The sequence below is a fragment of the Actinomycetes bacterium genome, from assembly GCA_036000965.1.
Classification (GTDB): Bacteria; Actinomycetota; CALGFH01; order CALGFH01; family CALGFH01; genus DASYUT01.
In genome coordinates this window covers 22,604-36,399 of record DASYUT010000175.1, presented here as the reverse complement: position 1 = coordinate 36,399, position 13,796 = coordinate 22,604, and the positions used below count along the sequence as shown (strand labels likewise).

Genomic DNA, 13,796 nt, shown 5'->3' with positions numbered 1-13,796 from the left:
ACCCGCGCCCACCGCGGGCTGCGGTGAGGGGCCGTCACCTGCGGAGCAGGATGTTGGCGCAGGTGTGGGCGACGATCACGACGTCGCGACAGAGCGACCAGTGCTCGATGTAGTGGTTGTCGAACCTGGCACGGTCCAGGATGGGCGTGTCCCCTTTGAGCCCGTGGACCTGGGCCCAGCCGGTGATGCCGCCGGGCATCCGGTGCCGGTCGCCGTAGCGCGGCACCTCCTGGGCGAAGCGCTCGGCGAAGTAGGGCCGCTCGGGCCGCGGGCCGACCAGTGACATATCCCCCCGCAGGACGTTGAGGAGCTGCGGCAGCTCGTCCAGGAAGGTGCGCCGCAGGAACATCCCGGTCCTGGTGATGCGCGTGTCGCCCACCACCGACCAGGTCGTGTCCGAGTCACTGTTGACCTGCATGGTCCGGAACTTCAGCAGCTCGAACGGGCACCCGTCCCTGCCGATCCTGAGCTGCCGGAAGAACACCGGACCGGGGCTCGAGCGTCGCACCGCCACGGCGACGGCAAGGAACACGGGCGCCGCCAGCAGCAGGCCCACGGTGGCCAGCACCAGGTCGAACGCTCGCTTGGTCAGGCGGGTGGTCCGCCGCAGCGCCGGTCGTCGCAGCCAGACCAGGGGGATGCCCCAGACGTCCTCGGTGGACAGGCCCGCCGGGGCGCCCCCCCGCTCGAAGAACCGTGGCACGACGTACAGCTCGACCGGCAGGGCGTCGCACGCGCGGAGGATGCCTGCCAGCTCCTCGTCGCCCATCGCGCCGAAGGCGATGATGACGGTCGTCACCTGGGCTCGCTTCACCGTGGAGGCGAACGCGTGCACGTCGCAGAGGATCGGCATCGCCAGAGCGCTGCCCTCAGACGAGTCCACGAACCCGACGGGCACCAGGCCGTACTCGCGGTGCTCCTGGATGACCCGCTGCACCTGTGCGCCGACCTCGCCCGCACCGACGATCAAGGCCCGCTCGAGCAGATACCCCCGCGCCCGGACGAGACGGATCGCCGCGTAGGTCACACACCGTTCCACCGGGACCAGCACGGTGGCCACTGCCGCCACCCGGACCAGATCCTGGAGCGAGGCGGAGGACACGCCAAGCGGCAGCGCCAGGCCCGAGAGGAGCAGGAGCGGGACGGCGAGCCGGCCGAGCAGCGCGGGAAGGTCGTGGCCGAGCGTCGGGTTGAGCCGGGGGCGCAGGGTGCCGGTGGCCGCAAGCGTGAGGAAGACCATGACGCCATAGGCCGTTCCCAGCCCGCTCCCGCGCCCGAAGAGCGTCACGGCGACGAGCAGCATGACCGCGTCGGCGGCGGGAATGACGAGCGCCGGCAGGAACGGCCCGGCGCCGCGGTGTGAGATCGTCCCCGTCTCGGTCTCGGTACGGAACGCGGAGGACTCGGCCACCATGGACAGCTGTACCCCTCGTCGTCAGAACCTGATGCCGGGCAACGGCCAGCGGTCACTGCGCGAGCCAGATCCCCTGCGGGCACCGGCATGGCTCCTGCGTGACGGCGCGCTGCGCGCAGACCAGGACGAGCGACACGGCATGCCATCGCGGGGACCACGTCGACGCCGGCTCGGCCGCGGGCGTTGTCCCCAATGAAGGACCACCATTCCCCCCCTTCGACCGGTGGGTGCTCCAGGCACCCGAACCACTGGCATCGATCACCATATTGGCATACCCGTCCAACCGGACCGTACAACGCCAAGTCTGGACAAATTAGTGGTCATCCGCAGACCTCCTGTGAGCGCTGGTCGGTGCGTGCCAAGCCGCTCGCCATTCCTCGGGCGGCGTTCATGAGGCTGCTGCTGGCCGCCGGGCGGCGTTTATGAGGCTGCTGCTGGTCGTCGCGGCGATGCGCCCTGGCGGCGCCGAGCGCATCGTCGTACAGCTCGCCGCCGACGCGGTCCGGCGCGGCGACGCGGTGACGGTGGCGTCGGCCAGCGGCCCCTGGGTCGAGCAGGTCCGGGCGGCCGGGGCCCAGCACGAGCTCGTCCCCCTCGACCAGCGCTCGGCGCCGGCCACCCTCAGGGCGGCCGGTCGGCTCGCTGCGGTGCTGCGACGCTTCCGGCCCGAGGTCGTGCACGCCCAGAACGTGCGGGCGACGCTGGCCGCGGCGCTGGCGCTCGCCCGCCCGGGCCGGCGAGCGGCGCTGCTCACCACCTTGCACGGGCTGGCCCCGGCCGACTATCCCGCCGCCGCTCGCCTGCTGCGGCTCGCCGGCGGCACGGTGATCGCCTGCGCCCCGGCGGTCGGCCGCTCGCTGCTGGCCGCCGGGTTCCCGGCCGGCCGACTCGAGGTCATCACCAACGGCGCCGCCGTGGAGTGGCCCTCCGAGCCCGAGCTGGCGGCCGTGCGGCAGCGCTTCGCGGTCGGGAGCAGGCCGCTGGTGGTCGGGATCGGCCGGCTGGTCGCCCAGAAGGCCTGGCCGACCCTGGTCGAGGCCGCCCGGCACATCCGGGATGCCGACGTGCTGGTCGCCGGCGACGGGCCGCTGCGGGCCGAGCTGGAGGCAACGGCCGCCGCGGCAGGGGACCGGGTGCGGTTCGTCGGCGCGGTGGAGCGGCCGGCCGCGCTCGTCGGCCTGGCCCGCTGCGTCGTGTCCACCTCGGCCTGGGAAGGCCTGCCGCTGGCGCTGCTGGAGGCGCTCACGCTCGGCGCCCCGGTGGTCGCGACGGCGGTCGACGGCGTCGCCGACGTCGTCCCGCCGGACGCCGCCCTGCTGGTCCCGCCCGGCGACCCGGCCGCGGTCGCCGCCGCCGTCAACCGCGTGCTCACCGAGCCGGGCCTCGCCGAGCGCCTGTCGCGGGCGGCCCGCGGCGCGTCCGGGGCGTGGGCGCTGGACACCATGCTCGCGCGCTACCGGGAACGCTACGCGGCCTGCGTCACAGCCCCTTCCTGAGGTCCCGGCGGCCTGCGTCACCGCCCTTTGCTGAGGTCGCGGCCCGCCCGCCGGCGCCCGTGCGCAGCGCCGTCGCGTACACGCGCTCGAGCGCCTCCCGCTGCGCCTCCGGGCGGTGCTGGCGGAGCAGGCGCTCGGAGTGCTTGCGCAGCTCCGCGCGGCAGTGCCCGTCGACGAGTGGGCCGATCGCCTCGATCAACGCCTCCGGGGTCTCGCCCGACGACGGCATGCCAAGGGCCGCCAGCGCCGGGTTGCGCCGGGCCACGATCGGCAGCCCGAGCGCGGCCGCCTCCAGGACGCTCACCGGCGAGCCCTCCCAGGCGGCGGTGTGCACGTACACGTCCGCTGTGGCCAGCCAGCCGAGCGCCGCCGGCCGCGAAGACCAGCCCGTCACCACCACGCCCGCGTCCCGGAGCCGCTGCTCCTCGGCGGGCTCCCCGCCCCCAACCCAGATCCAGCGGAGCGGCAGGCCCAGCTCGCGGCCGAGGAGGACCAGACGGCGGAAGAACCCGGGGTCCTTCGCCGGCGTGATCCGGCCGAGTGTGGCCAGGCGCAGGCACGGCGGCGCACCCGCCTCGGCGGCCGCAGGCGGCTCGACCGGTTCCTCGGCGGCCGCGGGGGGCTTGACCGGCTCCATGAGCCGGATGACGTTCGGCACGTAGGTGACGTGCTGCCTGCCCGGAAGGCGCCTGGCCAGCTCGGCCTCGCGCGGGCCGACCGCGGCGACATCGGCCCTACGGAGGCTGAGAGCAGCCTCGGCGAGCCAGAACACAGCCCGCAGCGGCGCCGGGACGTCGCGGCGCTCGAAAGAGAACCCGTGCGGCGTGTAGACGACCGCGCCGGCCAGCCTCCTCGGGAGCAGCCGCGCGTACACGCCGGCAAAGGAGGAGTGGGCGTGCACGATGTCGGGCCGCAGCTCCTCGACCCACCGGCGCACGGCCCGGAGCTGGGCCAGCCGGCCGGCCGGGAGGGGCAGCACGCCGGCGGCCAGCCGAGCCAGCTCGTCCCCGGTCTGCGCGCCGCGCCGCCGCCAGCCGAGCACGACGTGGACGTAGTCCGGCGTGCTCCGCAGGTAGTCCTCGAGCGCGGTGGTGACCCCGCTGCCGAGGGATTCGACGACGTGGAGGATGGTGGGACGCTCGGCCCTCGGCCCGCCCCCGAGCTCGGCACGCCCGGCGTCCCGAGGCGCAGAACGAGCCCTCGCGGCCCAGCGCACGGGCACCTCCCTGGCAGGAGCTCACACCGACCGGACGGGGGCGCACGACCGCCCACCGCCGGTGAGGCCCGACTTCCCCGACACGCACGCCATTAACGCGTAAAAGGTGCGAAACCGCATGCCCACACTCCTGCACCGCCGCGCTGCCCCGGTCACTACTTGACCGGCCCGCTAGCGGCGGCGCCGGTTGCGGCCGGTCCGCCAGGGCGGCTCGTAGCCGGGGTCGACGAACAGCTCCCGCCTGACCCAGGCGAGCAGCAGGGCGCGCATGGCGGCGGCCGAGACCACCGGGGAGTCGGCCATCACCTGGATCGCCAGGCCGTCGAGCAGGGCGGTGAAGTGGGCGACGAACTCCTCGGTGTCGACCTGCTTGAAGACGCCCTCGCGCTGGCCCCGCAGGGTGATGCGGCGCACCAGGTCGCGCCACTGCTCGTAGGTCTCGTGGTTGCGGTCGCGCAGCTCCGGGCGGAGCACCGACTCGTTCCAGAACTGCAGCCACACGCTCCACTCGCCGCGCACCTCCGGGGAGTCGGGCACCTGCAGCTCGACCAGGCGGATGAGCCGGTCGCGGGCGTCGCCCAGAGGGAACAGCGCCTCGTGCTGGCGTGCGAAGGCCTGCTCGAAGGAGATGGTCAGCGCCTGGTCGAGGACGTCGTCCTTGCCCGGGAAGTAGTAGTGGACCGTGCCGGTGCTGGTGCCGACCTCGTGGGCGATGTCGGAGACGCGGACGTTGTGGTAGCCGCGCTCGCAGATCAGCCGCCAGGTCGCCCGCAGGATCGCGCGGCGGCGCTGCTCCTCGCGGGTGGGCTTGGACGTGGACGGGACGGTCATCGACGGGAACTCCTCGCTTGTGACATGACGGCACTGCTCCCTGCGGTGATGACTTGATGCGAATCTTGACTGACCGATCAGGTCATCACCGCAGGAAACTGAGATATTGACAAAGCGATGCAGCCTAACCTTTGATTGACGCGTCAGTCGAGGCCCCCTGCTCAAGGAGCCGCTCATGACCGCACCGCTCGACTGGCGCGTCTCGCGTCGGTCCCTGCTCAAGACGGCCGCGCTCGGCGCCGTGGCTGTCGGTGGCGCGCCGCTGCTCAGCGCCTGCGGCGGCTCCAGCGGCATCGAGACGAGCGCGACCGCGCCGGCCGGCTCGCCCAAGCGGGGCGGGAACCTGCGCGTCGGGATCGTCGGCGGTGGCGCCAAGGACACCGTGGACGCCCATCTCCCGGTCAGCCATCCCGACGAGGCGCGGGTGTTCGCCCTCTACGACAGCCTCCTCACCCGTAACCCGGACTACTCGATCCGCCCGGCCCTCGCCGAGTCGCTCACGCCGTCGTCCGACCCCCGGACCTGGACGCTGAAGCTGCGCCAGGGAGTCACCTTCCACAACGGCAAGCCGCTCACGGTCGACGACGTGAGCTTCACCTTCCAGCGCATCCTGGACCCCAAGAGCCCCAAGAGCCAGGCCACGGCGCTGTCGATCATCGACCTCGAGGCGCTCAAGAAGGTCGACGACCACACCCTGGCGATCGGGCTCAAGTCCCCCTCGGTGATCCTCGACGACCACCTCACCAACTACGCGGCCGGCATCGTGCCCGCCGGCTACGACCCGGCCAAGCCGGTCGGCACCGGGCCGTTCAAGTTCCAGAGCTTCACGCCCGGGCAGCAGAGCGTGTTCGTCCGCAACGACAGCTACTGGCAGAGCGGCCAGCCCTACGCCGACCAGCTCACCATCATCGACTTCCCCGACGACACCGCGCGGGTCAACGCCCTGCTGTCCGGCCAGGTCGACGTCATCGACCAGGTGCCGCTCGGCCAGCTCGCGGTGGTCAAGGCCAACCCGGGGCTGCGCGTGCTGGAGTCCGAGACCGGTGCGTGGATCCCGTTCACCATGCGGGTCGACGCCGCGCCCTTCAGCGACGTCCGCGTCCGCCAGGCGCTGCGGCTGCTGGTCGACCGCCAGCAGATGGTCGACCAGGTGCTGTCCGGCCACGGCAAGATCGGCAACGACCTCTACGCGCCCTTCGACCCGATGTTCGCGCGTGACCTGCCCCAGCGCCACCAGGACCTCGACCAGGCCAAATCCCTGCTCCGCCAGGCCGGCCACAGCGACCTGCGCGTCGAGCTGGTCACCTCCGAGGTGGCCGCCGGCACGGTCGAGGCGGCCCAGGTCTTCGCCAGGCAGGCGCAGGACGCGGGCGTCACCGTCAAGCTCAAGAAGGTCGACTCCGGCGTGTTCTACGGCGACAACTACCTGAAGTGGGACTTCGCGCAGGACTTCTGGTTCACCCGCAACTACCTGCCGCAGGTCGCCCAGGGCAGCCTGCCGACCTCGCCGTACAACGAGACGCACTGGAAGGACCCGACCTTCATCGACCTGGTCACCCGTGCCGGCAGCACGGTCGACGAGGCCAAGCGGCGCCAGCTCCTGCACGACGCCCAGAAGATCGAGCACGACTCCGGCGGCTACATCATCTGGTCGTTCACCAACCAGGTGGACGCCCACTCGTCCAAGGTGAACGGCCTGGTCCCCGACAAGAGCGGCATCCCGCTGACCAGCTACGGCTTCGGCCGCATGTGGCTCGGCTGAGCACGGTACGCTCCGACCATGCTCCGGCTGTTGCTGCGCAGGCTCCTGCTGGGACTGCTGACGCTGTGGCTCGTCTCGCTGGTGCTGTTCGTGCTGACCCAGGCGCTGCCGGGCGACGCGGCCCGGGCGATCCTTGGCAGGGAGGCGACCCCGGAGCGGCTCGCCGCCCTGCGCCAGCAGCTCCACCTGGACCAGAGCCCGGCCGCGCAGTACCTGCACTGGCTCCGCGGCGCCGTGCGCGGCGACTTCGGCCGCTCCCTCGCCGACCAGCAGCCGGTGTCGCGCCTGCTCGGCGACCGGCTGGTCAACTCGCTGGTGCTGATGGCCGCCGCGGCGCTGGTCTCGACCGTGCTCGGCGTCGCCGCGGGCACCTGGAGTGCGCTGCGCCGTGACCGGTTCGCCGACCACGCGACCTCGGTGGTCACGCTGGTGCTGGCGGCCCTGCCGGAGTTCGTGATCGGCATCGCGCTGGTGGTGCTGCTGTCCACCACGGTGTTCCGGGTCTTCCCGGCGGTGACGCTGGCCACGCCGGGCCACCCGGTGTGGACGCGGCTCGACGTGCTGGTGCTGCCGGTGCTCACCATGACCCTCGCGGTGGCGCCCTACATCACCCGCATGCTGCGCGCCTCCATGATCGAGGTGCTGGACAGCGAGTACGTGCAGATGGCCCGGCTCAAGGGCATGCCGGAGCGCACGGTCATCGTGCGGCACGCCCTGCCCAACGCGCTCGGCCCGGTCGCGCAGGTGATCGCGCTGCAGCTCGCCTGGCTCGCCGGCGGGGTGGTGGTGATCGAGTACCTGTTCCGCTACCCGGGCATCGGCCAGGCCCTGGTCGACGCGGTCGCCAACCGCGACGTCCCCATGGTGCAGGCGATCACGGTGGTCATCGCCGCCATCTACGTCGCCGTGAACCTGCTCGCCGACATGGTGCAGATCCTCGGCAACGCCCGGCTCAGGACGTCGCTGCGATGAGCGCCAGCGCGCCGGGGCCGGTCCCGATCCCCCCCGGCCCGGCACCGGCACCGGCACCGGCCCCGCCCGGGAGCGTGCTACGGGACCGCTACCCGGGCCCGCTGCGGTCGCTGCTGGCGCAGGCGCTCCGCCTGCGCCAGAGCCGCGTGGGGCTGGCGCTGTCCGTGCTGGTCATCGTGGTCGCGGTGGTGGGGCCGCCGCTCGCGCCGACGTCGCCGACGGACTTCGCCGGGCGGCCCTACCAGGGGCCCGGCGCGGGCCTGCCGTTCGGCGCCGACGCGCTCGGCCGTGACGTGCTGAGCCGGTTCCTGTACGGCGGGCGCTGGCTGCTGCTGCTGGCGCTGCTCGCCACCGTCCTCGGGGTCACGCTCGGCGTGCTGGTCGGCATGCTCGCCGGCTACCTCGGCGGCGTGCTGGACGAGCTGCTGATGCGCGCCAACGACGTGGTGCTCGCCCTCCCGCAGCTGGTGCTCGCGCTGCTCGCGATCACCGTCCTCGGGCCGAAGAAGTGGCTGCTTGTGCTGGTCATCGGCGTCACCCACGCGCCGCGGGTGGCGCGCGTCATGCGCGCCGCCAGCGTGGACGTGGCCCAGCGCGACTTCGTCAAGGCGGTCCAGGTGATGGGCGTGCGGCGCCGCCGCGTGCTGCTCTCCGAGATCCTGCCGAACGTCACCGGACCGCTCATGGTCGAGCTGGGGCTGCGCTTCACCTACTCGATCGGGTTCGTCGCCGCGCTCAGCTTCCTCGGTCTGGGCATCCAGCCCCCCGCGGCCGACTGGGGGCTGATGATCAACGAGAACCGCATCGGGCTGACCGTGCAGCCCTGGCCGGTGCTGCTCCCGGTGCTCGCCATCGGGGTCCTGACCGTCGGCACGAACCTGCTCGCCGACGGCTTCGCGCAAGCGTCCGCCGGGGTGGACCGGGAGGTGTCGCCGTGAACCAGGTGCCGCGCACCGGCCCTGGCGTCCCGGGCTCTGGCCTCCCGGGCTCTGGTGCCCCGGTCCCGGGCTCTGGCGCCCCGGGCCCAGGTGCCCCGGTCCCGGGCGCCGCCACCCCGGCCGCCGCGCTGCGCGTCCAGGGCCTGACCGTCGCGGTGCGCTCGAGCGGGGTCACCCTCGTCGAGGCGCTCGACCTGGAGGTCGCCCACGGCGAGATCCTCGGGCTCGCGGGGGAGTCCGGCTCCGGCAAGACCACCGCGGGCCTGGCCATGCTCGGCCACTGCAAGCGCGGCACGCGCATCACCGCGGGCTCGGTCACCGTCGGCGGGGCCGACCTGCTCCGCCACCCGCCTCGGGAGCTGCGGCGCCAGCGCGGCAAGGTCATCTCCTACGTGCCGCAGGACCCGGCCAGCGCCCTGAACCCGAACCTGCGGGTCGGCGCGCAGCTCCGCGAGGTCCTCGACACCCACCGCTTCGGCAGCGGCGAGGCGCAGCGGGAGTCGCGGCTCGCCGAGATGCTCGTGGAGGTCGGCCTCGGCGCCGAGCCGGGGCTGCTGCGCCGCTACCCGCACCAGCTGTCCGGCGGGCAGCAGCAGCGCGTCGCGATCGCCATGGCGTTCGCCTGCCGGCCGCGGGTCATCGTGCTCGACGAGCCGACCACCGGGCTGGACGTCACCACCCAGACGCACGTGCTCGCCACGGTCCGGCGCCTGTGCGCCGAGCACGGCGTCGCCGCCGTCTACATCACCCACGACCTCGCCGTGGTCGCCGAGATCGCCCAGCGGGTCGCGATCCTGTACGCCGGCAACCTGGTGGAGGTCGGCCCGACCGCGCAGGTCCTGGACACGCCCGCTCACCCCTACACCGAGGGGCTCATCAAGGCCGCGCCGGACCTTGAGGGCAGGCGTGTGCTGGCCGGCATGCCCGGCCACGCGCCCGACCCGGCGCGGCGCCCGGCGGGCTGCCGCTTCGCGCCGCGCTGCGCGCACACCCGCGAGGCATGCACCGGCCGGCTCCCCGACCTCGTCGAGGTGGCAGCGGGCCACCAGGCCCGCTGCGTGCGTGTGGGGGAACTGGCGCTCGGCGTCACGCTGTCGGAGCGGGCGCCGGCGGCGACGGCGGGGACAGCCCCCGAGCCGATGCTGTCGGTGGAGGGCCTGCGCGTCGCCTTCGGCGAGCGGCAGGTGCTCGAGGACGTGTCGCTGCGGGTCGACACGGGCCGCTGCGTGATCCTGCTGGGGGAGTCCGGCAGCGGCAAGACCACCCTGGCCCGCTGCGTCGCCGGGCTGCTCGACCGCTACAGCGGCACGGTGCGCCTGCGCGGCACACCCCTGCCCGCCGGCTACGCCCGCCGCCGCCGCGAGATGCTGCGCGCGGTGCAGTACGTGTTCCAGAGCCCCTACAACTCCCTGAACCCCCGCAAGACGGTGGGGGAGTCGGTCGCCGAGCCGCTGCGCGCCCTGACCGACCTGGACCCGCGGCACCACCGGGCCGAGGCGCGGCGGATGCTCGCCCAGGTGTCGCTCCGCCCGGAGCTGCTCGACCGCTATCCCGACCAGCTCTCCGGCGGCGAGCGCCAGCGCGTGGCGATCGCGCGGGCGCTCGCCGCCGGGCCCAGCGTGCTGATCTGCGACGAGGTGACCTCCGCGCTCGACGTCTCGGTGCAGGCGTCCATCGTGGAGCTGCTGCGCCGCCTGCAGGGCGAGATGGGCCTGACGCTGCTGTTCGTGACCCACAACATCTGCCTGGTCCGCCATGTCGCGCAGGAGGTCGCGGTGCTGCGGAGCGGTCGCATCGCCGAGCTGGGCGACGTCGACGCGGTCCTGTCACGGCCCCGGGACGCCTACACCCAGGAGCTGCTCGCGAACACGCCGAGATTCTAAAAGGACCGCCGCTCGATGAACGTGCTCGACGTGCTCGCCCCTGACGCCCTCGCTGGCCGGACCGTGCTGGTCACCGGCGGGGGCACCGGGATCGGCCGGGCCACCGCGCTCGCGGTCGCGGGCTGCGGCGCGCGGGTGGCCGTCTGTGGCCGGCGGCCCGAGCCGCTGGAGGCGGTGCGGCACGAGATCGAGGCGGCCGGGGGCTGCTGCCTGGCGGTCGCGGGCGACGTCCGCGACGAGGCGTTCGTGCCGCGGCTGGTCGGCGCCGCCCTGGAGCGGTTCGGCAGCGTCGACGTGCTGGTCAACAACGCTGGCGGGCAGTTCATGGCGCCCGCCGAGGAAATCTCCGTGGGCGGCTGGCGGGCGGTGCACCGCCTCGCGGTCGAGGCGGCCTGGAACCTCACCCGCGAGGTGGCCAACGCCTCGATGCTGCCCCGCCGCGGCGGCGTGGTGGTGTTCCTGGCGTTCTCGCCACGGCGCGGCATCCCCGGCATGGTCCACGCCACCGCCGCACGCGCCGCGGTCGAGAACCTGGCCGCGGGCCTGGCGCTCGAGTGGGGCCGCTACGGCATCCGCAGCGTCTGCGTCGCGCCCGGCACGATCCTCACCGAGGGGCTGGACGCCGCGTACACCAGCCTGGACGTCGCCCGCTGGGCCGCGGCGGTCCCGCTGGGCCGCCTCGGCCGGCCCGAGGAGGTCGCCGCGGTCATCGCCTTCCTGGCCTCCCCGGGCGGCTCCTACGTCACCGGCAGCACCATCCTGGTCGACGGCGGCGCCGACGCCTGGGGCGCGGGCGAGCCGGCACCACCGCCCGACCCGGGGCCCGGCCCGGCGCCGGGGCCCGACCAGGGGTCCGGGCCTCAGCCGGGAGCCGCGCCGTGACCGCCGAGGCGGCCAGTGCCGCCGTGACGCCTCCCCGGCACCCGGAGCCGGGCCGGACCCGGGACCTCACGGCGCTGTTCGCGCCCGCGTCGGTGGCGGTCGTCGGGGCCTCCAGCGACCCGTCCAAATGGGGCAACTGGCTCGCCGCGCGCGCGCTGCGCGGCCGTCACCGCCGGCCGGTGTACCTGGTCAACCGGCGCGGCGAGGAGGTGCTCGGCCAGCGGACCTGGCCGAGTCTGGCGGCGCTGCCCGGGCCGGTCGACCTGGCCGTGGTTGCGGTGCCCGCAGCCGGGTTCGAGGAGGCGGTGGACGGCGCGCTCCTGGCCGGTGCCCGCGCCATCGTCGGGATCAGCGCCGGTCTCGGCGAGACCGGCGCGGAGGGGCTGGCGCGCCAGCGCGCCCTGGTCGAGCGGGTCCGGGCCGCGGGCGCCGCCCTGCTCGGCCCCAACTGCCTCGGCGTCATGGACGTCGCCGCCGAGCTGCACCTGACCAGCGACGACCTGCCGGCGGGGTGCGTCGGACTGATCTCCCAGAGCGGCAACCTCTCGCTGGAGCTCGGCCTGCTGCTCGCCCGCAACGGCATGGGGTACTCGCGGTTCGCCTCGCTCGGCAACCAGGCCGACGTCGACGTGGGCGACCTGGTCGGCGCGTACGGGGAGCACGAGGCCACCGCGGTCATCGCCGTCTACTGCGAGGACTTCAAGGATGGCCGGCGCCTGACCGCCGCGGCTGCGGCCGCGGCGCGCCGTGGCAAGCCGGTCGTGCTGCTCGCCGTCGGCGCCAGCCGCGCGGCGCGCCGCGCCGCACGCTCCCACACCGGCTCGCTCACCAGCGACGCCGCCGTGGTCGACGCGGCCTGCGAGGCCGCCGGCGCCGTCCGCGTCGCCACCCCGGCGCAGATGGCCACCGTGCTGCAGGTGCTGGTGCAGCCGCGCCGCCCGCGCGGGCGGCGGGTGGCGGTGTTCGCCGACGGCGGCGGGCACGGCTCGGTCGCCGCCGACCTGGCGGAGGCCGCGGGCCTGGAGGTCCCGGCGTTCGGCGCCGCGCTGCAGGCCCGCCTGCGCGCCGAGCTGCCGCCCGCGGCGGCGGTGGGCAACCCGATCGACCTGGCCGGCACCGGCGAGCGGGACATCTCCGCGTTCAACCGTGTCCTCGGCGTGCTCACCGACCCCGCTGCCGAGGTCGCCGCCGAGGTCGACGCGGTGCTGGTCACCGGGTACTTCGGCGGCTACGGGGGCTACTCGCCACAGCTCGCCGCCGGCGAGCTGGCCGCTGCCGAGACGATGGCCCGGACCGTGCGGGCTTCCGGGCCGCCGGTGGTGGTGCATACCATGCACGCGGCCCGGGAGGCTCCGGCCGTCCTGCGCGCCGCCGGCATCCCGGTGTACGCGACCGTGGACGAGGCCGTCCTGGCCCTGGCGGCCCTGGCGGCCCTGGCGGCCCTGGCGGGCCGCGGCGGCGCCAAGGGCCCCGACCCGCGCCCGAGTGGTGCCCCCGATCCCGGCTCAGCGCGTGGTGCCGGCTCGGCCTCGGCTGCCGGCTCGGCCTCGGCTGCCGGCTCGGCCTCGGCTGCCGGCTCGGCCTCGGCTGCCGGCCCGGCCTCGGCTGCCGGCCCGGCCTCGGCTGCCGGCCCGGCCGCAGCCGGCACCTTGGGCCCGGCCGGGCCACCGGCCCTGCCCACGCCCGAGGCGCCGCTTCGGGACGGCGGCTACTGGGCGGCGAGGGCGCTGCTGGCCGCGCACGGCCTGCCGTTCGTGGCGGGCGCGCCGGCCGGCGCGCTCGAGGAGGCGCTCGCGGTCGCCCAGGCGATCGGCTACCCGGTAGTGCTCAAGGCGCTCGGCCTGGACCACAAGTCCGACGCCGGCGGCGTGCTGCTCGACCTGGGCGGCCCCGAGGAGCTGGCCGCGGCGGTCGGGGACCTGCGGGCGCGGCTCGACCCGCCGTGCCTCAGCGTCGAGCGCATGGCCGACACCAGCGGCGGTGCCGAGCTGCTGGCCGGCGCGCGCTGGGACCCGCGCTTCGGGCCGCTGGTGCTGGTCGGCCTCGGCGGTGTCCATGCCGAGCTGTTCGGCGACGTCGCCCTGGCGCTCGCCCCGGTCTGCCAGGCTCAGGCCCGGGCACTGCTCGCCTCGCTCCGTGGCGCCGCGATCCTCGGCGGCGCCCGCGGGCGGCCGCCGCTCGACGTGGACGCCGCCGCCGCGGCGGTCGCGGCGCTGTCCCGGGCGGCCGCCGCCCACCCCGAGCTGCACGAGATCGAGGTCAACCCGCTGCTGGTGCGCGTGCGCGGCAGCGGCGCGGTCGGCCTCGACGCCCGTGCCGTCCTTCGCTCCTCCGACGATCCCGACCAGCCCGACCAGCCCGACCAGGAACTCGACCAAGAACCCGGCTAGCAGCCCGACCAG

Annotated in this window: 10 protein-coding genes; 7 read left to right on the top strand and 3 right to left on the bottom strand. The window is 74.7% G+C overall.

The window, feature by feature from the left end; all coding sequences use genetic code 11:
• Positions 1 to 34: 34 nt before the first annotated feature.
• Entirely contained in the window at positions 35 to 1,414 is a 1,380-nt protein-coding gene (locus VG276_15795; GenBank protein ID HEV8650814.1) for a sugar transferase, read from the bottom strand.
• Positions 1,415 to 1,836: 422 nt separating this feature from the next.
• On the opposite strand from VG276_15795, the gene VG276_15790 reads away from it, so the two are divergent.
• A complete protein-coding gene (locus VG276_15790) occupies positions 1,837 to 2,910 on the top strand; it encodes a glycosyltransferase family 4 protein (protein ID HEV8650813.1) in 1,074 nt (357 codons plus the stop codon).
• Here the strand turns inward: VG276_15790 and VG276_15785 are convergent.
• The gene (locus VG276_15785) at positions 2,894 to 4,126 is read right to left on the bottom strand and encodes a glycosyltransferase (protein ID HEV8650812.1); all 1,233 of its coding nucleotides are present in this window, start codon (positions 4,124 to 4,126) and stop codon (positions 2,894 to 2,896) included. The genes VG276_15790 and VG276_15785 overlap by 17 nt on opposite strands.
• A 171-nt stretch (positions 4,127 to 4,297) precedes the next feature.
• On the bottom strand, positions 4,298 to 4,957 hold the full coding sequence (locus tag VG276_15780) for a TetR/AcrR family transcriptional regulator (GenBank protein ID HEV8650811.1): 660 nt from the start codon (positions 4,955 to 4,957) through the stop codon (positions 4,298 to 4,300).
• Positions 4,958 to 5,132: 175 nt separating this feature from the next.
• Between VG276_15780 and VG276_15775 the strand changes: the two genes are divergently transcribed.
• Genes VG276_15775 through VG276_15750 form a run of 6 tightly spaced genes read left to right on the top strand, consistent with a single transcriptional unit; the run spans position 5,133 to position 13,784 of the window.
• On the top strand, positions 5,133 to 6,719 hold the full coding sequence (locus VG276_15775; GenBank protein HEV8650810.1) for an ABC transporter substrate-binding protein: 1,587 nt from the start codon (positions 5,133 to 5,135) through the stop codon (positions 6,717 to 6,719).
• An 18-nt stretch (positions 6,720 to 6,737) separates the two neighbouring features.
• Positions 6,738 to 7,691, top strand: coding sequence for an ABC transporter permease (locus tag VG276_15770; GenBank protein ID HEV8650809.1), 954 nt, complete (start codon positions 6,738 to 6,740; stop codon positions 7,689 to 7,691).
• Entirely contained in the window at positions 7,688 to 8,629 is a 942-nt protein-coding gene (locus VG276_15765) for an ABC transporter permease (protein ID HEV8650808.1), read from the top strand. The genes VG276_15770 and VG276_15765 overlap by 4 nt, the downstream gene beginning before the upstream one ends.
• A complete protein-coding gene (locus VG276_15760) occupies positions 8,626 to 10,512 on the top strand; it encodes an ABC transporter ATP-binding protein (protein HEV8650807.1) in 1,887 nt (628 codons plus the stop codon). The genes VG276_15765 and VG276_15760 overlap by 4 nt, the downstream gene beginning before the upstream one ends.
• A gap of 15 nt (positions 10,513 to 10,527) precedes the next feature.
• Positions 10,528 to 11,394 (top strand): SDR family oxidoreductase, encoded by an 867-nt coding sequence (locus VG276_15755; protein HEV8650806.1) that lies wholly within the window; start codon positions 10,528 to 10,530, stop codon positions 11,392 to 11,394.
• The gene (locus VG276_15750; GenBank protein ID HEV8650805.1) at positions 11,391 to 13,784 is read left to right on the top strand and encodes an acetate--CoA ligase family protein; all 2,394 of its coding nucleotides are present in this window, start codon (positions 11,391 to 11,393) and stop codon (positions 13,782 to 13,784) included. Before VG276_15755 ends, VG276_15750 begins: the two co-directional genes overlap by 4 nt.
• The last annotated feature ends 12 nt before the right edge of the window (positions 13,785 to 13,796 follow it).